This is a genomic window from Sediminivirga luteola, assembly GCF_014639315.1.
GTDB classification, from domain to species: Bacteria; Actinomycetota; Actinomycetes; order Actinomycetales; family Brevibacteriaceae; genus Sediminivirga; species Sediminivirga luteola.
Map to the genome: position 1 here is coordinate 215,842 of NZ_BMFY01000002.1, position 21,480 is coordinate 237,321.

Consider the following 21,480-nt stretch of genomic DNA (forward strand, 5'->3'; position numbering starts at 1 on the left):
AATGTGAGACTGGAGCCATGCCCCTCGCCGATGACGGCGGCCCGGCCGCCCGCGTGACCAACCTCAGCGTCGCCTACCGCACGACGCCGGTGCTGCGCCGCGTCGACCTGGACGTCCCGCGCGGCGTCGTGATGGGCGTCGTCGGACCCAACGGCGCGGGGAAGTCCTCCCTGATCAAAGCGATGCTCGGGCTGGTCCCGCCACTGGCCGGCGAGGTCGAGTTCTTCGGCCGGCCACTGGCGAAGGTCAGGCGGCGCGTCGGGTACATGCCGCAGTCGGCCACCGTGGACTGGGATTTCCCCACCACGGTGCGCGATGTGGTCACGATGGGCACCTACGGCGGGCTCGGCTGGTTCAGGCGCCCCGGCCGGCCCGAACACGAACGTGCCGAGGAAGCGATGGCGCAGACCGGCATCGACGCTCTGGCCGGGCGGCAGATCGGCGAGCTGTCCGGGGGTCAGCGGCAGCGCGTCTTCCTGGCCCGGGCCCTGGTCCAGGCTCCGGACCTGTACTTCATGGACGAGCCGTTCCAGGGCGTCGACGCCAAGAGCCAGCAGGCCATCGTCGCCGTGCTGCATCTGCTGCGGGAACAGGGCCGGACCGTCGTGATCGTGCACCATGACCTGGCCACCGTGCGGGACTACTGCGATCACGTGACGCTGCTCAACCAGCGGGTCATCGCCTCCGGGCCGGTGGCCGAGGCCTTCACCAAGGAACACATCCGCAGCGCCTACGAGGTCGCCGCCGGAGACGACTTCCTGGAGTTCACGGCATGACCCCGGCGGAGTTCTTTGCGGACCACACCTTCCGCATGGTGCTCTTCGGAACCAGCGTGATCGGGCTCGTCGCGGGCGCCCTGGGTTCCTTCGCCTATCTGCGCAAGCAGTCCCTCATCAGCGACGTCATCTCCCATGCGGCGCTGCCGGGCACGCTCGGCGCGTTCCTGTTCACCGTGCTGGTGCTGGGGGCCGATGGCCGCAGCATGATCGCGCTGCTCACCGGCGCCGTCCTGGTCGGGACGATCTCTGTGCTGTTCGCCAACCACGTCGCGCGGGTCTCCAAGATCCGGATCGACACCGCCATGGCGATCACCCTGACGATCTTCTTCGGCGCCGGCATGCTGCTGATGCGGATCATCACGGACCGCCCGTTCCCCGGCAAGGGCGGCATCCAGGACTACCTGTTCGGCAACGCCTCCGTCATCACCTACGCCGATCTGGTCACCAGCATCGGCGTCGGCGGGCTGGCGCTCGTGCTGATGGTCGTGTTCTGGAAGGAGTTCGCGCTGCGCACCTTCGACGCCGACCACGCCAGCGTCCTCGGCTTCGGCGCGCGCACCATCGACGCGCTCATGTTCGGCACCATCGTGATCGCCACCATCATCGGCCTGAAGGCCGTCGGTCTCGTCCTCATGGTCGCCTTCGTGGTGACGCCGCCGGCCGCCGCCCGGCAGTGGACCCGCACCCTTCCCGGGATGGTGACGCTCTCGGGCCTGATCGGCGCGGCGGGGAGCGGCATCGGCGCCTATCTGTCCATCGTCCTGGGCGATGTGCCCACCGGCCCGCTGATCGTGCTGACGCTCTTCGGCTTCTTCGTCCTGTCCGTCCTGCTGGCGCCGGGCCGGAGCATCGTCACCCGCGCCCTGGAACGGGCCCGGGCCAGGCGCCGGCTCAAGGCGGAGCTGAGCGCGCCATGAGCTTCCTGCTCGGGACGGTCCTGCTGGCCGTGGTGACGGCGATGGCCTGCGCGCTGCCGGGGGTGTTCGTCGTGCTGCGCAGGAACTCGATGCTGGTGGACGCGATCAGCCACGCCGTGCTGCCGGGCATCGTCGTGGGCTATTTCTTCACCCGCAGCCTGGACTCCCCGCTGCTGATCCTGGGCGCCGCGCTGGCCGGCCTGGTCGTGGTCCTCGGCAGCGAGTACCTCTCCCGCACGGGCCTGCTGACCGGGGACGCGCCGCAGGGGCTGATCTTCCCCGCCCTCTTCAGCGCCGGCGTCATCATGGTGACGCTGAACTTCGCCAATGTGCACCTGGACACGCACGCCGTGCTGGTCGGGGATCTGAATCTGGCCGCGTTCCATCAACTGCAGATCGGCGGGGTCCTGGCCGGCCCGTCCTACCTCTACGTGATGCTCGCCGTCCTGGTCGTCAACGGCGTCTTCCTTGCGGTCTGCTACCGGCGGCTGAAGATCAGCACGTTCGACCCCGGGTTCGCCCGTTCCCTGGGCCTGCGGCCGGGCGCCCTGAACACCGCCTTCATGTTCCTGGTCTCGGTGACCGTGACGGCCGCGTTCCATGCCGCCGGCGCCATCCTGGTGATCGCGCTGGTCGTGGTGCCGCCGGCGACCGCGTACCTGCTGACCGGCCGGCTGCCGATGATGATCGGGCTGACCCTCGCCATCGCCGCCGGGGGTGCCCTGGCCGGGTTCTGGCTGGCCTATCTGGCCGACGCCGCCACCAGCGCGGGCATGGCGGTGTTCTACGGCCTGGTGTTCGCCGCGGTCTTCACCGCCACCAGGCTCCGGCAGCGGCTGCGGGCACGTCGTGAGTCCGCGCCCGCAGCCGCCGCATGAGCGCTGCCGGCCCACCGGGTGGCTTCCGCCGGCACGCCGCGTATCCGCGGCGGCCGGGGCTCAGCCCTCGTAGTAGATCGGGGCGTTCGGGCCGAGCTCCAGTCCGGTCAGCATCCAGATGATGGTCATCAGCGCCCACGCGAGCATGAAGGCGAGCGAGTACGGCAGCATCACCGCCACCAGGGAGCCGATGCCGATCCGCTTGTCGTACTTCTGCGCCACGGCGATCACGATGGCGAAGTAGGTCATGAGCGGGCTGAGGATGTTGGTCGCGGAGTCGGAGACCCGGTAGGCGGCCTGCGTGAACTCCGGGGAGATGCCCTGCAGCATCATGATCGGGACCATGATCGGCGCCAGCATCGCCCATTTGGCCGAGGCGCTTCCGACGAACAGGTTCACGATCGCCACGAACAGCATGAACGCCAGCACCAGCGGGATGCCCGTCAGGTTGATGGAGTCCAGCAGCCCGGCACCGTACACGGAGACCAGCAGGCCCAGGTTGGAGTGGTTGAAGTAGGCGATGAACTGGCCGGCGGTGAAGGCGAGGACCAGGAACATCGCCATGCCGGCGAGGGTCTTGCTCAGGTGGTTGACCACATCGGTGTCATTGCGGACGCTGCGGGTCACGATGCCGTAGACCAGGCCCGGCACGAAGAACGCGATGATGATGACGACCACGAGCGAGCTCATGAACGGCGACTGCACGACGGCGCCGTCCTCCCCGCGCAGCACGCCGTTCTCCGGCACGATCAGCAGGAGCATCAGGCCGAGGGTGACCAGCAGGGAGACCGCGGCCCAGATCATGCCCTTCTTCTCCACCGCGGTGATCTTGAGGCTCTCGCGGTCCTCGCCCTTGAGCACGCCCTCGCCGCTCCAGGCGCCCAGGCGCGGCTCTACGATGAACTGGCTGACGAGGGTGCCGACGACGGCCAGGAGGGCGGTGGAGGCGATGATGAACCAGTAGTTCATCGCGAGGTTCATCTGATCGGCGTAGGCCGGGTCGATCGTGGCGGCCGCCTCGATGGTGAGTTCGCCGAGCATGACGTCCGTGGCCGAGAGCAGCAGGTTCGCGCTGAAGCCGGCGGAGACACCGGCGAAGGCGGCGGCGATGCCGGCCAGCGGATGGCGGCCCAGGGCGATGAAGAGGATCGCGGCCAGCGGCGGCAGCACCACGTAGCCGGCGTCGGAGGCCACGGAGGACATGATGCCGGCGAAGACGATCCCGAAGGTGACCAGGAACTTCGGGATGGAGAGGATGAAGCTGCGCAGCGCCACCCCGATCAGGCCGGTCTGCTCCGCCATGCCGATGCCGATCATCGTCGCCAGCACCACGCCCAGCGGCGCGAAGGTGATGAAGTTCTCCACCGCGGAGGTGAACATCCACTCGATGCCCTCCGCCGAGAGCAGGTTGAACACCTGCACCGGTTCGCCGTCCACGGGCGATTCCGCTTCCACTCCGAGTCCGGACAGCAGGGCGGAGAGGAGGACCACCAGGGCGGCGAGGAGGGCGAACAGCGTTGCCGGGTGGGGCAGTTTGTTCCCGAGGAACTCGATCCCGTCCAGGAACCGCTGGAGGACACCTCCCCGGGGCTTCGGCTCAGGGTTCGGTCCCGGGGTCGTCTCGGTGGCGGTGGCGCTCAAGGGTGTCTCCCTCGTGGTCGTGTCCGTGCCTCACCCGATCGGGGTCCGAGAGGCACGGACGGGTCGGTGCCGCTGACGGCCGTGCACACGACGCCCCGGCAGTGCGCGGCGTCGCTGAACTTCCGGGAAAGAACACTATGTGCCACAGGGCGAATCTGAGCGTTGACTGTGAGGGATGTTACCCAAGCTTTACAAGCCACCCTGGCGCGCCGACGGTTTCCGCAGCCCGGCCATCCGCCTCGGTCAGGGGTCGGCGCGATGCAGCGACCCCTCGGGGAAGGTGGTCCTGGAGTAGGCCAGGTGATCGGCCATCGCCGCCGCGGCCGCAGCCGGATCGCGTGCCTCCAGCGCCGCGAGAATGGCCTTGTGCCCCCTGTTGCCGCCGCGCATGCCTTCGCGGAAGGTGGTCACGGAGTCGTAGATGCCGCGGACCACGACGTCGATGAGGGGGGAGAGCATCGCCGGGAACAAGGGGTTCCCGGTGGCGCGGGCGATGGCCAGGTGGAAGTTGGCGTCCGCGACGGTGTAGTTCTCCGGGTCCTCCTCCGCCTCGGTCATCCGCTGCACCAGATCCCGGAGCGCGCGCAGATCCTCCGGTGTGGCTTTGCTCGCGGCGATGCGCGCCGTCTCGCGCTCGACCATGCGGCGGACCGCGTACAGATCGTCGGCGGAGTAGTCACCCTGGGCCCCCACCGAGATGTGCTCCAGCATCATCTCCAGCATCGGGGCCGAGCGGCGGGGCCGCACGAACGAACCACGGCCGTTGAGCGTCTCGATGTAGCCGCGTTCGCGCAGGCGGGCGAGCATCTCCCGGATCAGCGGCCGGCTCACGCCGAGGTCAGCGGCCAGCTCCATCTCACTCGGGAGCTTCTCCCCGACGGCATACTGCCCGGCTTCCAGGCGCTCCTCCATCTGCTCGACGAGGAGGTCGACACGGGCCGCGTAGTGCCTCACCATGCATGCCTCCCGGTCCGACCGAATGGGGACGCCCCCACGCACCTAGATCCAGACTGTAGCAAATGCTGCCAAGCTGTTTGACAGCATGACAGCGCATCCCTATGGTGTGGTGAGGCGCCCGAGGCGCCGCCCGCACAGCCACACGTGAAAACCCGCATCAACGCTCACACGCCGAAGGCGCCGTGCGCTTCGTCCTGAGTCTTGCAAAGGAGCAGATCATGACTCGACACCTGCCCAAGTCCGCCGCAGCGCTCGCCGCGGCCGGTGCGCTCACCCTGACCGCCTGCGGGAACGGGGACAGCGGCGACGGCGCGACCACGCTCTCGTTCGCCCACGTCCTGGCCGAGTCCCAGCCCTGGCACGAATGCGGCGCGCTGCCCTTCGAGGAACAGGTGAACGACTCGGGCACCGGCCTGAGCGTCGACCTCTTCCCGGCGGCCCAGACGCACAACGACACCCTCGAGCAGCTCGACGCGATCGACTCCGGGAACCTGGACATCACCTGGGCCACGCCCGCGCAGCTCGGCACCCGCCTGAGCACCCTCGAGGTGTTCGACGCGGCCTACCTGTTCGAGGACGTCGACCACATGACCGCCGCCGTGCAGTCCGAGCCGGCGCAGGAACTCTGGGACGAACTGCGCGATGAGCACGGGATGCGCGTGATCGGCACCGGCTACTACGGCACCCGCCACCTGACCTCGAACAACCTCGTCAGCACCCCGGAGGACATGGCCGGCCAGCAGCTGCGCGTCCTGGACGCCCCGCTGTGGCTGGACAACGGCGCCGCGCTGGGCGCCCAGCCCACCCCGGTGGCGTTCAGCGAGCTCTACCTGGCACTGCAGCAGGGCGTCGTGGACGCGCAGGAGAACCCGCTGCCGGTGATCCAGGCGCAGGGCTTCGACGAGGTGCAGGACTACGTGCATCTGACCGGGCACGTCGTGGCGATGATGGCCGTCGTCATCTCCGAGGACACCTGGCAGGGCCTCTCCGGCGAGCAGCAGGAGGCCGTCCTGGCCGCCGGTGAGACCCTCGGCACGGGCGTCACCGACTGCACGCTCACCGAAGAGGAGGAACTGCTCTCCGAGTGGAGCGCCGGCGGTGCTGACATCACCGTCAACGAGGACGTCGACCTCGACGCCTTCCGCGCGAACGCCGAAGAGGTCCTCTTCCCCAAGTACGAGGACGCGTGGGGCGAGACCTACCGCGCGCTGCAGGACCAGCAGTAGGACGAGAGCTCAGGAGCCGGCGCATGTCCTCCGCATCCCACCCGCGTCCCGGACGCGCCCCGGAAGAGGGCGGCGCCGACCGCCCTCTTCTGGGGCCGCGTGGCCGCTCCCGGCTCCGGCCGGTGGCCCGCGTGCTGCTCGCCGCGGAAGGCGGCCTCGGCGTCCTGGTCGTGGCCATCATGGCCGCACTGCTGATCGCGCAGGTGGCCGCACGCAACCTGCTGCCGTTCTCCTTCTTCTGGGCCGAGGAGGTCGCCCGGCTGGCGCTGATCTGGATGACCATGCTCGGCGTCGCCTACGCCGTGGGACGGGGCACGCACCTGACCGTCACCGCGATCACCGACTACGCTCCCCCAGCGGTCCGCCCCTGGTTCCAGCGTGTCTCCCTGCTGCTCATCGTCGCCGTCGGGATCCTGCTGTGCGGCAGCTCCCTGCAGCTGATGGACAGCATCGGCGGGGTCGCCGCCAGCTCCAGCGCGATCCCGCGGAGCGTGTACTTCCTGGCCAGCGCGACCGGTTACGGCCTGGCCGCCGTCCATGCCGTCCTGGTCCTGCTGATCGGCCCGCTCCGCGAGACCGCCGACCCGGCCGCCGGCGCGCTGAGCACCCCTGCCGAACCCGATGGACCGGGTGCCCCGGCGCCAGGCAGCACCGACGGCACCAATGGCGCTGACGGCACTGACGGCTTCGGCACCGACTCGCGGGGGAATACCGCATGATCGCGCTCATCGTCACGCTCGTCGCGCTCGCGCTCATCCTGGCCCGCGTCCCGGTCGGCTTCGCGCTGCTAATCCCCTCGGCCGGGTACATCCTGTTCTACTCCAGTCAGTCGCTCACCGCCGCCGTCGAGCGGATGACCGCCTCGCTCAACAGCTTCCCGCTGCTGGCCGTGCCCCTGTTCATCCTGGTGGGCTCCCTGGCCAACGCCGCCGGCCTCTCCGACCGCATCTTCACCGCCGCGCAGGCCCTCGTCGGCCGCGTCCGCGGCGGCCTGGGATACGTCAACATCCTGGCCTCGCTCGGTTTCTCCTGGATGAGCGGCTCCGCCGCCTCCGACGTCGCCGTGCTGGGCAAGATCACCACGCCGCAGATGCTCAGCCGGGGCTACCCGCGCCGCTTCGTCGCCGGTCTGACGTCTGCGTCCTCGCTGGTGGCGCCGATGATGCCGCCGAGCATCCCGGCGATCATGTTCGGCGTCGCCAGTGGCGTGTCGATCGGCGCCATGTTCCTGGCCTCCGTCGTCCCGGCGCTGCTGCTGACCCTCGTGCTGATCCTCTCGGTGTTCCTCTACACCCGCCGGCATCCCGGCCTGATCGAATCGGGACAGGTCTCCGGAAGCCGCCGCCGGGCGGTCCTGACCGCCCTGCCGGTGGCCTTCGCCCCGGTCATCGTGCTGGGCGGCATCCTCGGCGGGATCTTCACGCCCACCGAGGCGGCCGCCACCACCGTGGCGTACCTGCTGGTGCTGGCCTTCCTGGTCTACCGGTCGCTGTCGCTGCGCAAGCTCATCGGCGCCCTGCGGGAGACCTTCTCCACCTCGGTGACGATCCTCTTCATCGTGGCGTCCTCCGCGATGTTCGGCTGGGTCCTCACCGTGGAGCGGGTGCCGCACGCGCTGGCCGATCTGATCCTCTCGATGACCGACAGCCCGACCGTCTTCCTGCTGATGATGATGGTCGTGCTGCTGCTGATCGGCATGGTCATGGAGCCCACCTCCGCGGTGCTGATCACCACGCCGGTGCTGTTCCCGATCTCCCAGCAGCTGAACGTCGACCCGGTGCACTTCGGCGTCGTCCTGGTGTTCACCCTGCTGATCGGCCTGTTCACGCCGCCTGTCGGGCTCGTGCTGTTCGTGCTGGAATCGGTCAGCACGCTGCGGAACTCCGAGATCATCCGGGGCGTTCTGCCGTACGTCGCCGTGTTCATCGGCTTTGCGATCCTGCTCATCCTGGTCCCGCAGATCGCGCTGTGGCTGCCGGGGATCGCGCAGTGAGCGCCGCCGACGCGACAGCCGGGCAGGCGCTGCTCCTGGACGTCGGCAGCACCTCGGTCAAGGCCGCGCTGGTCGACCGGCAGGACGGGGCGCTGCTCGCGCAGGACTCCGCGCCGATGCCGGCCCCCCTTCCCGGCCCGGACACCCGGCACGAACTGGATCCGTCCGCGGTGCTCGCCGCGGTGAACGAGGTCGCCGCCCGGCTGCTCTCCGCGCCCGGCGTCGCACCGCGCGCGGCCATCATGAGCACCCAGATGCACTCGTGCCTGCTGACGGATGCCGCCGGCCGGCAGGTCAGCCCCGTCATCACCTGGCAGGACAATCGCCTGCTGGAGGCCGGCGCGGACGGCCGGCGCGAGCTGGACCGGCTCGCCGGTTCCATCGAGCCGGGCCTCTGGCGCCGCTCCGGGATGGCCGTCCGCCCCGGTTTCGGCGCGGGGAACCTCGGGACGTGGCTGCGCGAGCAGGGCACCGGGGAACAGGGCCTGCGGGTGCACACCCTCGGCAGCTTCCTGGCCACGGCCTGGGACGGGCCCTACGCGACGGGAGCCTCCAACGCGGCGTCGCTGGGCATCCTCGACGTCTGCGACGTCCACGCCGGTGGCGGCTACCACTGGTCCGCGCCGCTGGCACGGCTGCACGGGCTCGACGCCTGCGATCTCCCCCGGGTCCTCCCGGAGCCCGGCCCCGCCGGCACCGTCCGCATCGCCGGCCGGGAGCTGGAATGGCATGGCGACCTGGGTGATCATCAGGCATCGGTGCTGGGTTCCGGCGGCCTCGAACCGGACGATCTGGCGATCTCGCTGGGAACCGCCGGGATCGCCGCCCGGCTGGCGGATGCCCCCAGCGACGATCCCCGGGTGGACTCGCGGCCGTACTTCGGCGGACGGTACCTGCTGGCAATGAGCCGCCAGCCCGGCGGGGCGCTCGCCGCCGAGTTCGCCGGGATGCTCGCCGAGATCGCCGGCACGCTGGGCAGCCGGCACATCGACATCGGGGCGGTCTGGAGCACCCTGGCCGAGACGGTGCCGCCGCCGGCAGCGGACACCCGGCTGGAGGTGACGGAGGCGGCGAACGGCAAGCGCACGCTCGCCCTCGCCGGGATCCGTCCTTCCGCCGCCCTGACCACCATGTACGCGGCTTTCCTGCGGCACTACGTGGAGGTCTACCGCGACTGCGTGGACACCCTGTTCGGCCCGGACGTCCCGCCGCCGGCGCGGCTGAAGTTCAACGGGGGGTTCGCGGCGCGGAACGCCAGTTTCCGTACCGCGCTGGCCGAGCGGCTGGGCCTGCGCATCGACGACATCCCCGATGGGGACCTCGCGCTGGAGGGTCTCCGCTCGCTCATCACCACCCGCACACCCTGGAGGCAACCCTCATGACCTCGTCCGCCCCCGACCCGTCGCCGGTCATCGGCACCATGATCTCGGAGTTCTCCGGGCCCGGGATGCCCCGTGTCCTGCATCGGATCGGGTTCCGCTTCGGCATCGTCGACACCGAGCACGGCGCCTTCGGCTTCAGTGAGCTGGCGACGATGGCGGCGGTCTCCGCGCAGCTGGACTTCGAGCTCCTGGTCCGGGTTCCGGCCATCGCACGGGAGCACATCGGGCGGGTCCTGGACCTCGGCGCCGATGGCATCGTGGTGCCGATGGTGAACTCCGCCGAGCAGGCCGCCGAGGCGGTCCGGCTGGCCAAGTACGGGCCGCTGGGGGAACGGGGCGTCTCGGTCACCCGGGCGCACTCCGGCTACGGCGTACGTGACCTTCCCGCGTATCTGGAGGAGGCGAACGCGCGCACCAAGCTCTACGTCCAGATCGAGACCGCCGAGGCCGTGGCCGAGGCCGCCGCCATCGCCGCCGTCCCCGGCGTGCACGGGCTGTTCATGGGCCCGAACGATTTCCTGCAGTCCCAGGGCGCGCCGGGCCAGCTGGACCATCCCGTACTGGACCGGGCGATGGCAGCGGTGGCCCAGGCCGCGCAGTCGGCCGGCGTGGAGTCGGGTGTGATCAGCTCCAGCGCCGCACTGCTGTCCCGCGGCGCGGAACTCGGCATGGGGGTCCTGAGCTACGACAGCGAGCTCGGCCACCTGATCAAGGGCGCCGGTGCGGCGCTGTCATCGCTGCAGCGGAAGCTCGGCACGGCCTGATCCGCGGGCCGGCGCCGGGTCCGCTCAACGCAGCGGAGCCGGCTGAGTCCACTCGACACAGCAGGCCCAGCTGGGTCCGCTCGGCATAACGGGCCCGGTTGGGTCCGCTCGATACACCGAAAAGGACAGGTTGACCGTCAATTCACGGGCAACCCGACCTTTTGAAGTGAACCGCCGCGAGCCGCGGCAACCCGTGCGCCGCAGCGGCGCCGAGGGCGGGGCTGGCATCGGCGGCACAGCGGGTCTACACTGGCACGCGGCCGACGAGACCCGGCGGCCGACCTGAGGATCGGGAGCCCACGCGGTGACCGGCGAGGACCTATGCACACCATCGAACGTACTGAGATCCAGAATCCCCACCTCCTGCTACTGGGGGACGCCGCCGAGCGGCTCGAACCCGTCGCCCTCTTCATCGAGGACCACGGCGGCGCCGCCACGCGGCTCGCCCCGGGGGTCCCCGGAGCGGCGCCGGAGACGTCGGCGATCCGCGAGGCGGTCCGCGCGGCCGGTGCACCGGTGAGCTGCGCCATCGTCGCCGAGACCTTCGACCCGGGCTGCGAACGCGGCCTGTGGTGGCAGCACGCCGAGCACACCTCCCGGCTGATCGATTCGCTGCTGACCGGGATGGCGAATCCCTCGAACGTCCTGCTGGTCGCCTTCGGCTCCAGCAACCGGCGCCGCGACCGTGCCCTGGTGCGCAGGGCACTGGACCGGATCGTCGCGCAGTTCAGCAGCCACGCCGCCGCGGACTTCGCCCTCGACCTCAACGTCAACGCGATCGAGGTGCCTCCGGGCGCCGAACGGCCCGTGCTGCTCAAGCGGCTGGCGGGTTTCGCCCGGCACCGCACCGCGGCGTGCTCGGACAGCGTGCTGCGCTACGAGGAGATCACCGACTCCTCGATCCGCTGCGCCCTGGCGAACTTCGAGATCTGAACCGCGCCACAGCACCGTCTCCCGGCGGCGCAAAGGTCCGGGCTGAGCGAGGCGACCCGCTGCACGGCAGGCGCACCGGCCCCTTCACGCCAGGTCAGCCCCGGCGTCCGCGCCCTGGGCCAGTACTCTGGACATATGGCCGTCGAACTGGATCTTCTCCTTCTCATCCTCCTCGGCCTGCTCGTCTTCGGTCTCGGCGCCGGCACGACCGCGCTGCTGGCCCGCCGCATCCGTGTGCGCGCGGTCAGCGAGGCCACCCAGGCGGCCCAGGCCGATGCGCGCCATTACAACGCCTCGCAGGCCGAAGCCGCTGCGCCGCCGCGCGCCGCGCTCATCGTCAACCCCACCAAAGAGGGCGCCGGCACGCTTCCCGCCGATGCAGAGGCGATCATGCGTCAGGAGGGGTGGGCGGCGCCGCTCGTCCTGGAGACCGACGCCGACGATGCCGGGACCTCCGCGGCGCTGACCGCCCTGGACGCCGGCGTGGACCTCGTGATCGCGGCCGGCGGCGACGGTACCGTGCGCGCGGCGGCGCAGGTCCTGGCCGGCACGGGCGTGCCCCTCGGCATCGTCCCCATGGGCACCGGCAACCTCCTGGCCCGCAACCTCGATCAGCACCGGCTACGTCGCGACCAGTCCATCCGCACCGCGCTGTGGGGGCGCAACCGCCGGATCGACATCGCCCAGCTGGCGCTCGACGACTCGGACGAGGTGCATGCGTTCCTGGTGATGGCGGGATTCGGTTTCGACGCCGATGTCATGGCCAACACCGACGCCGAGCTGAAGTCCCGGGTGGGCTGGCTGGCATACTTCGAGGCCGGCAGCCGCAAGCTCGGCGGCAAGCCCTCGCAGGTGTCCCTCCGCTTGGACGACGGGCCCACCCTCCAGTTGCGGGTGCGCACCGTCGTCGGCGGCAACTGCGGGAAGATCCAGGGCGGGATCGAGCTGATGCCCGATGCCCGCATCGACGACGGCCGGCTGGACATCCTCACCGTCTCGGCCAAGAACATCGGGGACTGGGTGGCGGTGGCCGCGCGGTTCCTGGGCCGGAACCGGATCCGGCTGCCGCAGGTGGACATGCACCAGTGCCGTACCGCCACGGTGGAGAGCGAGGACGTGCTGGAGGTCCAGCTGGACGGCGACCCCATCGGCACGGCGCAGCGTCTGCGGATGTGGATCGAGCCGGCTGCACTGCTGGTGCGTGTGCCCACACAGGAGCAGCTGCGGCTCATACGGCAGGAGAGCTGGCGCCTGGCGCTGCCGAAGTCCGAGCGGTGAGGCGAAGCCTCCCGCACAGCGACGGCGGGTGAGATCCGCGCTCAGTCGCGGCGGCCGTGCTCCAGGATGCCGTCCAGCCAGCAGCGGGCAGCCTGGAACGCGGTGTCCGTGGTGAGGGACTCCACCGGGGTGATCTTGCCGTCGGCGGAGGGGTAGGACCCCAGGAACCGCAGTTCGCGGCAGATCCGGTACGCCCCGGCGAGTGCCTCCGCGACGCGTTCCTCCTCCACGTGCCCGAGCAGGTCGATGGAGAACTGGTAGAGACCCAGGCCGTTGCCGGTGGGCCGGGACTCCAGCCGGGACATGGTGATCCCGCGGGTGGCGAACTGCTCCAGGAGTTCCAGCAGCGCCCCGGACCGGTCGCTGCGCAGCCCGGCGACGATGGTGGTCTTGTCCGCGCCGGTACGCTCGGGCAGGCTGCCGGGCCGCTGCACCAGGATGAACCGGGTGACGGCGTCGGCGTTGTCGCCGATGTCCGCCTCGGCGATGTCGAGCCCGAACCGTTCGGCGGCCAGCGCCGGGCCGATGGCTGCCTGATAGTCCGCGGTGCCTTCGGACAAGGCCTTGGCCGCGGCGGCGGTGGAGGCCGTCGGGATGTACTCGGCGGCGGGCAGCCGGCGGCGCAGGAAGCTGCGGACCTGCGCCTCGGCGTGCGGGTGGGTGCCGAAGGCCCGCACGTCTTCCAGCGCGGTTCCCGGGCGGACCGCGCAGACGAAGGCCACCGTGACCAGGGTCTCGGCCACGATCTGCAGTTCACCGTGCCGGGTGAGCGCGTCCAGGGTGGCCGGGACGCCGCCTTCCAGGGAGTTCTCGATCGGGACGACGACGCCGTCGAGCTCACCGCGCTGCAGCCGGCCGAGGGCGTCGGGGACGGAGATGGCGGCGTAGCGTTCCGCGGTGCCGCTCTCGCCGCGCTGGGCGAGCAGCTGTTCCAGCGCCGCTTCCGTGAAGGTGCCCTCGGGGCCGAGGTAACCGTACTTCACTGCCCACCCGCCCCCCGGTCATCCCGCGGGCCGCTGCCTCTCCGGTCGTCCCGGCGGGCGCGCAGCCGGCGCACCAGCAGGGCGCGGGCGACGTCACGGTACTGCGCGGCCCGGTGCAGCTGGGCTTTGATGTCCCGGCCGGTCACGCGGTGGTGCAGATCGCATTCGACCTCACGGACGCGGTAGCCCTGACGCACCAGATCGATCGTCATGGCGGTCTCGACGCCCCACCCGGGCGCGAACGGCAGCGCCGCCTCGAATGCCTCACGGCTCAGGCACCGCATGCCGGAGAGAGGCTGGGTGGCCTCGAAGCCGGAGAGTTCCTTGATGCCTTTCTTGGCCAGGCCGACGACGAGGCCGAAGCCGCCGCCGGTACGTTTTTGCGGCGGCAGGATCGCGATGGTCATATCGGCCTCGCCGGCGAGGACGGGTGCCGCGAGCGGGGCCGTGTTGACGGCGGTATCTTCCAGATCAGCGTCGATGAACAGCAGCGCGCGGTGCCCCAGGGGGTTGCCGTCTGCGTCGTCCGGATCGCTGATCTCGCGATTGCGCACCGCGAAGGCGCCGGTCATCATCGCCGCGGCTTTCCCGCGGTTGCGCGGGTGGGTGATGACCTGGGCACCGGCATCCCGGGCGATGGCGGCGGTGTCGTCGCCGGAACCGTCGTCGACGACGAGGATCAGGTCCGCCCCGGGGATCTCCTTGGCGGAGGCGACGGTGGCGGCGATCCGCTCACCCTCGTCTTTGGCCGGGATGATGACGGCGAGACCGCGCGTATTGCTCATGGCTGCACTCTTCGTGGGATGGGCCGCAAGGCTTGTCCTCCGGCGTGCTCAGCGGATGGTCAGCTGGCGGGAGGCGACGCCGGCGCGGGCGCTGCGTTCCTGGGCGCTCAGCGGTGTGGTCTCGGCAAGGGCGGCGTCGAAGTCCTTGGCGAAGGCGGCCAGGGGTTCTTCGGCGTCGTCGGGCTGGCTGCCGGCGTCCAGCTCCCACACCGGGACGGTGATGCCGTGAGCCCGGAACGTGCCGAGGAACCGGCCGGCGCCGCCGAAGGTGTTCTCGCCGGCGGCGTGCAGCCGGGCGAGGGCGTCCACCACGGTCTCCTCGTGCTCGGTGCGGGCCCAGCGGACGAAGACCTTCTCCCCCATCCGGGTCCAGTAGGCGCCGGAGGCACTGACGAGCTTCTCAGTGGGGTGGACGCGGGTGTTGGCCTGTTCGAGTGCTTCGGCGAGCTGCTCGGCTTCCTCCCCCTCGGCCTGACCGGGGGCGATCCAGTAGTCGAAGCCCTCCTGGACGGTCACGGAGAAAGGCGCGTCCAGGTCGAGGATGTCCTGCAGCCGCGGGCCCTCGCCGGGGTTCGTGGTGGCGTTGACGATGGCGCCAGGCTCGGCGTCCTTGGCCTTGAGGATTGCCGCCGCGACATCGCGGGAGGGATCGGGCGAGGAGAAGGGCGTCTGCATACCGGCGAAGACGACGCCGTCCTGCCGGTGCATCGCCTGCGCGCCACCGGGCAGCAGGGACGCGAAGGTGATCTCGGTGCCGCCGTTCTCTTCGTTCAGCTTTGCGGTGGCGGTGGCGGCCGGCACCAGTTCCTTGAAGCAGACCAGATCCGCTTCGAAAGGGAGGCCCTCGAACGGCCGGGCCACGAATGCGGCGCTGGCGGCCCGTGCCTTGCGCTTGGCGATCACATCTGCGGTGGACTTGCGCGACTTCTTACCCATGACCGCTAAGTCTACCCGCGCGGATGCGGCCGACCGGGCCGTTGCGGTCCGCGCCATATCCAGGCCCCGAACCTACCCGCGCACACGCGGGTAGCCGGGCCTGCCGAGCACATGAAGCACGCATGCCCCGCACGCGGTCACCAGAGGGTATCCACGTCGAATCGGTCGAACACCGGGTCAAGCGTCACGAGGGTCATTGCCTCCAGATGCGCTTGCGCCGCCAGCATCCGGTCAAAGGGGTCTTTATGGTCGTGCGGGTACCCGGCAGCTCGCTGAGCGTGCTGGCAGGTGATGTCCAACGTCCTGAAGCCGTATGCCGAGACGATCTCACTGAAACTCTTCGACAGATCAGGTTTGGTGGAGAGTTTTCCGATTCGGGTTTTCGTAGCGATCTCCCACGCGGTTGCGGAGCTGACCCAGACCTGGTCTGCGGAGTCGATGGCTTCGCGTGCCGTAGAGCTGAGACGCGGGTGATCGCTCACCCACCAGAGCAGCGCGCGGGTGTCGAGGAGCAGCTCAGCCACCCTCCCCCTCCCACAAGAGAAGCTCGTCTTCCGGAAGAGGCTCGAACACGCCTGAATCCTCGATGATGGTCACGCCTCCTGGCGGACGGCGCTTCGTCTTCTCCAGCGGTACCAGCCGGGCGTAGGGTTCCCCCGCTTTCGCGACGATGATCTCCTCTCCGGCGTGGGCGCGCTCCATGAGCTTCGAGAATTGGGTTTTCGCCTCGTGCACATTGACGGACTCCATGCCGCCTCCCCACTTAGTCCACTCGTTAGTCCATTGCGCCCATGAACCATGACGGCGGTCAACGCTCCGCGTCGCCCCGGCCGTCATCACTCCGCGAAGCCGGGTGCGCGGACGGTCATCGACGCCAGCGCCATGGCCGACGTGTTCCTGGAGGGACCGAGAGGCGACTCTGCCGGCCAGGCAGTGGCGGCAGCCCGGCAGCTGTGGGCGCCTGCCCTCTTCGACTCCGAGGTGAACTCGGCGATCGCCCGGCTCGAGCGATCGAACGCAGTCTCCCAGCGCGCCGCCGACGAGGCCGTGCACGCGGTGCGTGCAGCACCGATCCGCCGCGCCCCGTAAGAAGCGTACTCAGTGCCCAAGAACAGCTCAGCCGCTTTCCTGCCTCTTCCATCACCTGGCCACGGCGTGCGGGGCACACGAGGACATCGGCCGCCCATGTAGGTGAATCCCGGCCACGGCGACGTTCACCGTCAGAGGCGGATGCGGCTCGCGGGATGGTCGGCGGCCAGATGGGGGCCAGCGCCGAGCAGTTGCTCCCGCAGCGTGAGCGGCGTCGCCGGCCGTTCCGGCAGCAGCCCGCGCCGCCGCAGCTCAGGGGTGATGTAGTGCTCGAAGCGTTCGAAGTCGGCCGGACGCACCGCGGCGGAGATATTGAAGCCGTCCACGCCGGCAGTCTCCTTCCAGCGCAGCAGCTCGTCCACCACCTGGCCGGGATCGCCCACGATCAACGGGCCCCGGCCGCCGATGGAGACGAACTCCGCCACGTCACGAACCGTCCATGTCCGCGCGGGGTCCTTGGTGAACATCGCCAGCGCCGACTGGTTCGCCTCCGTCTGCACGTCCGCGACATAGTCGTCCTCACACAGCCCGGACAGATCCACCCCGGTCCAGCCGCCGAAGAGCGCCAGCGCGGACTCCGTGTCCACGTACCGCTTGTACTGCGCCAGGCGATCCTGCGCCTCAGCCTCGGTCTCCCCGACCACGAGCGTCGCCATCGCGAAGAACTTCACCGACCGAGGATCCCGCCCGGCTGCCGCCAGCGCCGCTCGCGTCTCCTGGACCTGCCGGCCGAGCCGCCCGGCGTTCGCGTTGATGACGAAGATCGCCTCGCCGTGATCCACCGCGAACCGCTGCCCGCGGGCCGAGGATCCCGCCTGGAACAGCAGCGGCGTGCGCTGCGGCCCCGGATGGGTCAGCATCTCCCCCGGCACGGAGAACCACCGGCCGTGATGCCCGATCCGGTGGACGCCACCCGGATCCAGGAACACGCCCGCGTCCTTGTCCGCCCGCAACGCGCCGTCCTCCACCGAATGCTCGAACAGCTTGTACATGACCTCCATGTACTCATCGGCCCGGTCATAGCGCTCGTCATGCGGGATCTGCCCGCTCAGGCCGAGATTTCGCGCGGCGGAGTCCTGATAGCTGGTCACGATGTTCCACGCGATCCGCCCGCCGGTCAGATGGTCCAAGGTGGCGAACCGCCGCGCCAGCAGATATGGCGGCTCGTAGGTCACCGACGCCGTCAGCCCGAAGCCCAGATGACTCGTCGCGGCCGCGAGCGCCGGCACGATCACCTGCGGGTCCAGCACCGGATACTGCACCCCGCCGCGGGCGGCTGCCTCGCTGGTGCCGCCGTACACGTCGTAGACCCCGGGGATATCCGCCAGGAACAAGCAGGAGAACCCCGCCCGTTCCACCGTGCGGGACAGTTCCACCCAGTAGTCCAGGCGGTCGAACCGCTCGATGCCGGACTCCGGGTGCCGCCACAGACCCGGCGACTGATGCACCGGCACCAGCATGTCGAAGGCGTTGAACAGCATCGGCTCCGGCGCCTCGTCCGCCGCGGCCGTCACCGGGCAGCCCCGCTGTCTTCGCCGGCATCCCGGTCCGGCAAGGTCGCCGGCGCAGCCGAGCCAGCCGGATGTGTTCCTGCCGCTGGCCCCGGGGCGTCGCCGATGGCGTTCAGCCCCTCCGGGAGAGCGCCGTTGACCTCGTAGTCGCCGATGCTCCTGGCCCGGAACACGATCGGATTGTGCGTCGCGACCGTCTGGGCGTTCCGCCAGTGCCGGTCCAGTGCTTTGGTCCGCGCCGTCGCGGACGCCCCCACGGTCTGGAACAGTTCCTGGGTCACCTCCAGCACGATGGCGGGCACGGTCGCCTGCGCCTTCTCCACAGCGAGCTCCGCCTCGTACACGGCAACCGGAAGCTCCCCGCCGAAGCCGGGCTCGGCGGTGCCGGCGGCGAGCCCCGCGGCCAGGGACCGGTCGTGCACCCGGGCCACCTCACGCACCACCGCCTCGGCCACCATCGTCTTGGCCGACATGGTGCCGATGATCTGCTGGATGAGCGGATCGTGCCGGAACGGCAGCCCGGAACCGGAGGTGTTGAACGTCCGCGTGCGGCGGGCGACGAGCGCCACGGCGTCGCGCAGCGCGGCACGGGCGATTCCCGCCTGCACCGCCAGGAGATACAGCTGGAAGAACGCCGCCTCGTGCACGGCCTCGTGCGTACCGGCCACCCGGTTCAGCACGGCGAGAGGCTCCACCGGGACCGCTTCGAAGACCGTCGTGCCGGTGCCGGTGAGCCGCTGGCCGAAACCGTCCCAGTCGTCGTGCACCGTCACCCCGGGTGCATCCGTAGCCACCACCGCGAAACGCCGCCCCGGGGAGCCGTCGGGCTCGGCGGCGGAGACGCGCGTGTAGTCGGAGAAGACGGTCCCGGTCGAGTAGAACTTCTCCCCGTCCAGTCGCCAGCCGCCGGCCGCGTCCCGGCTCAGGACCGTGTTCAGCGTGCCCAGCGCATTGCCGCCCTTCTCGGTGGAGGCGTTGCCGACCGTCGCGCCCTCGGCCACCCGCCCGTACCAGAGCCGGCGAATCTCCTCCGGCTGGAACCGCAGGGACTCGACGAAGCCGAAATGGCCCCGGTAGAGATGCGCGATGTTCGAATCGGCCTGGGCCAGCCGGATCACCTCGCCGATGAGGTCCTCTATCGACAGGCCCAGCCCGCCGGCCTCCCTGGGCACCCGCAGGGCGCCGAAGCCGGCCGCATCGAGCCGGGACACCTGCTCGAAGGGCAGGATGCGGCCCAGCTCGCGGTCGACCGCGCCCTCAGCGATCTCCTCCAGCAGGCTCTCCGGCAACCCGGCGGCCGGCGCGGCGTGCGTCTCTTCGGACGGAGTTCGGCTCATCGGCTCTCCTTGTTCGTTCCGTGTTCCTCGACGGCCCCTCCGGAGTCCCTCAGGGCGCGCCGGTGTCAGTGCCCGTGCGATCACGCGCCGGCCTCACGACTCGCTGCGGGAGCCCCCACCTGCCGGCGCGCACGATGCCCCCGGCTCCGGCTTCCGCCGGGATCGTGCCCGTCGCGACCCCTCGCGCACTCGACTCGAAAGCTCTCAGGGCGCCGGGTCCTGACACGTTCGGTTGCCGGTGACGGTGTTCGGTGAGCAGCGCCCGGTCGTCACGATAGTGCGGTGCAGCGGCGGCCGACAGGGCCCTTGTGACAAGGGCGCCCCGCAGACGGGAAGAACGTCGCTTCATGACGTTTCGGAGACGTTCCGTGACTCCGTATGACGAGTCCATGACGCTGCGCGTCCCCGTCCCGCGCCACCGGGCCGCTCCTGCATAGAGTCCGAGCCGGTGCCGCCGCTCGCGGCACCGCCAGTGATCGCGACCGTCGAAGGGGTGACCATGAGCACGCATACGAAGGCGCCGGAAGGACCGGCGTCCCGCGCCGCGTCCGGCCGGCCCGGAGCGAAGAGACCGGCGAAACCCGGCCGGGCCGGCCGCTACGCCCGCAGGAGCGCCGTCGTCCTCGTGCTGCTCGTGCTGTGGCAGTCGGCCTCCTGGCTCGGCTATATCAACGCCGCGACCCTCGCCTCACCGGTGGAGGTGTCCCAGTACCTGTGGGGCAGCCTGCGGGAGGGCAGCCTGCTGGTCGACCTGGGCGTCTCACTGCGCCGCGTGGCCCTCGGCCTGGCCATCGGCGTGGCCGCGGGCACCGTGCTCGGGCTGATCGCCGGGCTGTCCCGCTCGGCCGAGGACGTCGTCGACACCCCGCTGCAGATGCTGCGGGCCCTGCCGTTCCTGGGCCTGGCCCCGCTGCTGATGATCTGGCTCGGCATCGACGAGGCCCTCAAGGTCGGCCTGGTCGTCGTCGGCGTCGTCTTCCCGGTGTACCTGAACCTGTTCAAGGGCATCGTCGGGGTGGACCCGAAGTTCTACGAGCTCTCCGTGGTCCAGGGCCTCAACCGCTTCCAGCTGATCCGGTACATCGTCATCCCCGGTGCCCTTCCCTCGTATCTGATCGGACTGCGGTTCTCCCTGGCCAACGCCTGGCTCAGCCTGGTCGTCGGCGAGGCGGTCAACTCCAACGCGGGCATCGGGCACATCCTCCAGCAGGGCAAGGACTTCCTGCGGACCGACATGATCGTGGCCGCCCTCGTGATCTACGCCGTTCTGGGCGTGCTGATCGAGGCGCTGGTCAGGCTGATCGAGAAGATCGTTCTCCCCTGGGCAAAGGACTTCCGGCAATGAGCCTCACGCAGACCGCCGCGCCGGTGCACCTGCGCGGATACACCAAGACCTTCGGCGACAACGTCGTCCTGCAGGACGTCGACCTGTCCATCGAGGCCGGCTCCTTCGTGGCGCTGGTCGGCAAGAGCGGCAGCGGCAAGAGCACGCTGCTGCGCTCCATCGCCGGCATCGACCGGGACTACACCGGCACCATCGACCGCTCCGAGAAAGTGGCGTTCGGGTTCCAGGACGCGCGCCTGCTGCCGTGGAGCAAGGTCTGGCACAACGTCGTCCTGGGCCAGCCCGGCTCCACGGCGGAACTGCGGGCCGCCGCCAAGGAGGCGCTCGCGGAGGTCGGACTGGAGGGGAAGGCCGATGTGTGGCCCTCCACCCTCTCCGGCGGCCAGCAGCAGCGGGTCTCCCTGGCAAGGGCCTTGCACCGCCAGCCCGAACTGCTGCTGCTCGATGAGCCCTTCGGCGCGCTCGACGCCCTGACCCGGCTGCACGCGCAGGCACTCGTGCACGACCTGTGGGTCCGCCACCGCTTCACCGTGGTGCTGGTGACCCACGACGTCGAGGAGGCGATCACCCTCGCCGACCGCATCGTGGTGCTGTCCTCCGGCGGCGTCAGCCTGGACGTCCCCGTCGACCTGGCGCGCCCCCGGGATCGGCGCCTGAGCCGCTTCGAGGACCTCCGCGAGCGCGTCCTGCTCCAGCTCGGCGTCAGCCGCAACGAGATCTGAACCATCACCTTCCCCCGCCGGCCC

At 70.3% G+C, this 21,480-nt stretch carries 22 protein-coding genes; 13 read left to right on the top strand and 9 right to left on the bottom strand.

Annotated elements, in window-relative coordinates; translation table 11 throughout:
• Positions 1-17: 17 nt before the first annotated feature.
• Genes IEW13_RS02775 through IEW13_RS02785 form a run of 3 tightly spaced genes read left to right on the top strand, consistent with a single transcriptional unit; the run spans position 18 to position 2,574 of the window.
• Positions 18-776 carry a metal ABC transporter ATP-binding protein gene (locus tag IEW13_RS02775; protein WP_188549398.1) on the top strand — a complete coding sequence of 253 codons (759 nt, stop codon included), beginning with the start codon at positions 18-20 and terminating at the stop codon, positions 774-776.
• On the top strand, positions 773-1,696 hold the full coding sequence (locus tag IEW13_RS02780) for a metal ABC transporter permease (RefSeq protein WP_188549399.1): 924 nt from the start codon (positions 773-775) through the stop codon (positions 1,694-1,696). The genes IEW13_RS02775 and IEW13_RS02780 overlap by 4 nt, the downstream gene beginning before the upstream one ends.
• Complete coding sequence (locus IEW13_RS02785) at positions 1,693-2,574, top strand: metal ABC transporter permease (protein WP_188549400.1); 882 nt, start codon at positions 1,693-1,695, stop codon at positions 2,572-2,574. Before IEW13_RS02780 ends, IEW13_RS02785 begins: the two co-directional genes overlap by 4 nt.
• Before the next feature lie 60 nt (positions 2,575-2,634).
• Here IEW13_RS02785 and IEW13_RS02790 read toward each other — a convergent pair whose 3' ends face one another.
• Together IEW13_RS02790 and IEW13_RS02795 are read right to left on the bottom strand one after the other, a co-directional pair.
• Positions 2,635-4,215 carry an AbgT family transporter gene (locus IEW13_RS02790; RefSeq protein ID WP_188549401.1) on the bottom strand — a complete coding sequence of 527 codons (1,581 nt, stop codon included), beginning with the start codon at positions 4,213-4,215 and terminating at the stop codon, positions 2,635-2,637.
• A gap of 243 nt (positions 4,216-4,458) precedes the next feature.
• Positions 4,459-5,172, bottom strand: a complete 714-nt coding sequence (locus IEW13_RS02795; RefSeq protein WP_188549402.1) for a FadR/GntR family transcriptional regulator — start codon at positions 5,170-5,172, stop codon at positions 4,459-4,461.
• 218 nt (positions 5,173-5,390) lie between these two features.
• Between IEW13_RS02795 and dctP the strand changes: the two genes are divergently transcribed.
• The 7 genes from dctP to IEW13_RS02830 all read left to right on the top strand — a co-directional run bounded on the left by dctP (position 5,391) and on the right by IEW13_RS02830 (position 12,748).
• On the top strand, positions 5,391-6,398 hold the full coding sequence (gene dctP, locus IEW13_RS02800) for a TRAP transporter substrate-binding protein DctP (RefSeq protein WP_188549403.1): 1,008 nt from the start codon (positions 5,391-5,393) through the stop codon (positions 6,396-6,398).
• A gap of 23 nt (positions 6,399-6,421) precedes the next feature.
• Complete coding sequence (locus tag IEW13_RS02805) at positions 6,422-7,117, top strand: TRAP transporter small permease (RefSeq protein ID WP_188549404.1); 696 nt, start codon at positions 6,422-6,424, stop codon at positions 7,115-7,117.
• On the top strand, positions 7,114-8,391 hold the full coding sequence (locus IEW13_RS02810; RefSeq protein WP_188549405.1) for a TRAP transporter large permease: 1,278 nt from the start codon (positions 7,114-7,116) through the stop codon (positions 8,389-8,391). The genes IEW13_RS02805 and IEW13_RS02810 overlap by 4 nt, the downstream gene beginning before the upstream one ends.
• Entirely contained in the window at positions 8,388-9,773 is a 1,386-nt protein-coding gene (locus IEW13_RS02815; RefSeq protein ID WP_188549406.1) for an FGGY family carbohydrate kinase, read from the top strand. Before IEW13_RS02810 ends, IEW13_RS02815 begins: the two co-directional genes overlap by 4 nt.
• Positions 9,770-10,537: an HpcH/HpaI aldolase family protein gene (locus tag IEW13_RS02820; protein ID WP_188549407.1), complete on the top strand. Its 768-nt coding sequence runs from the start codon at positions 9,770-9,772 to the stop codon at positions 10,535-10,537. Before IEW13_RS02815 ends, IEW13_RS02820 begins: the two co-directional genes overlap by 4 nt.
• 321 nt (positions 10,538-10,858) lie before the next feature.
• The gene (locus tag IEW13_RS02825) at positions 10,859-11,470 is read left to right on the top strand and encodes a hypothetical protein (protein WP_188549408.1); all 612 of its coding nucleotides are present in this window, start codon (positions 10,859-10,861) and stop codon (positions 11,468-11,470) included.
• A gap of 135 nt (positions 11,471-11,605) precedes the next feature.
• Entirely contained in the window at positions 11,606-12,748 is a 1,143-nt protein-coding gene (locus IEW13_RS02830; protein ID WP_188549409.1) for a diacylglycerol/lipid kinase family protein, read from the top strand.
• A 41-nt stretch (positions 12,749-12,789) separates the two neighbouring features.
• Here IEW13_RS02830 and pheA read toward each other — a convergent pair whose 3' ends face one another.
• The 5 genes from pheA to IEW13_RS02855 form a co-directional block, all read right to left on the bottom strand.
• Positions 12,790-13,731 carry a prephenate dehydratase gene (pheA, locus tag IEW13_RS02835; protein WP_188549410.1) on the bottom strand — a complete coding sequence of 314 codons (942 nt, stop codon included), beginning with the start codon at positions 13,729-13,731 and terminating at the stop codon, positions 12,790-12,792.
• Positions 13,728-14,516 (bottom strand): glycosyltransferase family 2 protein, encoded by a 789-nt coding sequence (locus IEW13_RS02840; protein ID WP_188549411.1) that lies wholly within the window; start codon positions 14,514-14,516, stop codon positions 13,728-13,730. The genes pheA and IEW13_RS02840 overlap by 4 nt, the downstream gene beginning before the upstream one ends.
• A gap of 48 nt (positions 14,517-14,564) precedes the next feature.
• Positions 14,565-15,452, bottom strand: coding sequence for a DUF5926 family protein (locus IEW13_RS02845; RefSeq protein ID WP_188549412.1), 888 nt, complete (start codon positions 15,450-15,452; stop codon positions 14,565-14,567).
• A 137-nt stretch (positions 15,453-15,589) separates the two neighbouring features.
• Positions 15,590-15,976 (bottom strand): type II toxin-antitoxin system VapC family toxin, encoded by a 387-nt coding sequence (locus IEW13_RS02850; protein WP_229744887.1) that lies wholly within the window; start codon positions 15,974-15,976, stop codon positions 15,590-15,592.
• A complete protein-coding gene (locus IEW13_RS02855; RefSeq protein WP_188549413.1) occupies positions 15,969-16,202 on the bottom strand; it encodes a type II toxin-antitoxin system Phd/YefM family antitoxin in 234 nt (77 codons plus the stop codon). The genes IEW13_RS02850 and IEW13_RS02855 overlap by 8 nt, the downstream gene beginning before the upstream one ends.
• A gap of 48 nt (positions 16,203-16,250) precedes the next feature.
• On the opposite strand from IEW13_RS02855, the gene IEW13_RS02860 reads away from it, so the two are divergent.
• Entirely contained in the window at positions 16,251-16,541 is a 291-nt protein-coding gene (locus IEW13_RS02860; RefSeq protein ID WP_188549414.1) for a type II toxin-antitoxin system VapC family toxin, read from the top strand.
• Between the two features lie 131 nt (positions 16,542-16,672).
• On the opposite strand, the gene IEW13_RS02865 is transcribed toward IEW13_RS02860, so the two are convergent.
• Positions 16,673-18,055: an LLM class flavin-dependent oxidoreductase gene (locus IEW13_RS02865; RefSeq protein ID WP_308420791.1), complete on the bottom strand. Its 1,383-nt coding sequence runs from the start codon at positions 18,053-18,055 to the stop codon at positions 16,673-16,675.
• Positions 18,052-19,389 (bottom strand): acyl-CoA dehydrogenase family protein, encoded by a 1,338-nt coding sequence (locus IEW13_RS02870; RefSeq protein WP_188549415.1) that lies wholly within the window; start codon positions 19,387-19,389, stop codon positions 18,052-18,054. Before IEW13_RS02870 ends, IEW13_RS02865 begins: the two co-directional genes overlap by 4 nt.
• 499 nt (positions 19,390-19,888) lie before the next feature.
• On the opposite strand from IEW13_RS02870, the gene IEW13_RS02875 reads away from it, so the two are divergent.
• Both IEW13_RS02875 and IEW13_RS02880 read left to right on the top strand, forming a co-directional pair.
• Positions 19,889-20,734 carry an ABC transporter permease gene (locus IEW13_RS02875; RefSeq protein ID WP_188549416.1) on the top strand — a complete coding sequence of 282 codons (846 nt, stop codon included), beginning with the start codon at positions 19,889-19,891 and terminating at the stop codon, positions 20,732-20,734.
• Positions 20,731-21,456 (top strand): ABC transporter ATP-binding protein, encoded by a 726-nt coding sequence (locus IEW13_RS02880; protein ID WP_188549417.1) that lies wholly within the window; start codon positions 20,731-20,733, stop codon positions 21,454-21,456. Before IEW13_RS02875 ends, IEW13_RS02880 begins: the two co-directional genes overlap by 4 nt.
• The last annotated feature ends 24 nt before the right edge of the window (positions 21,457-21,480 follow it).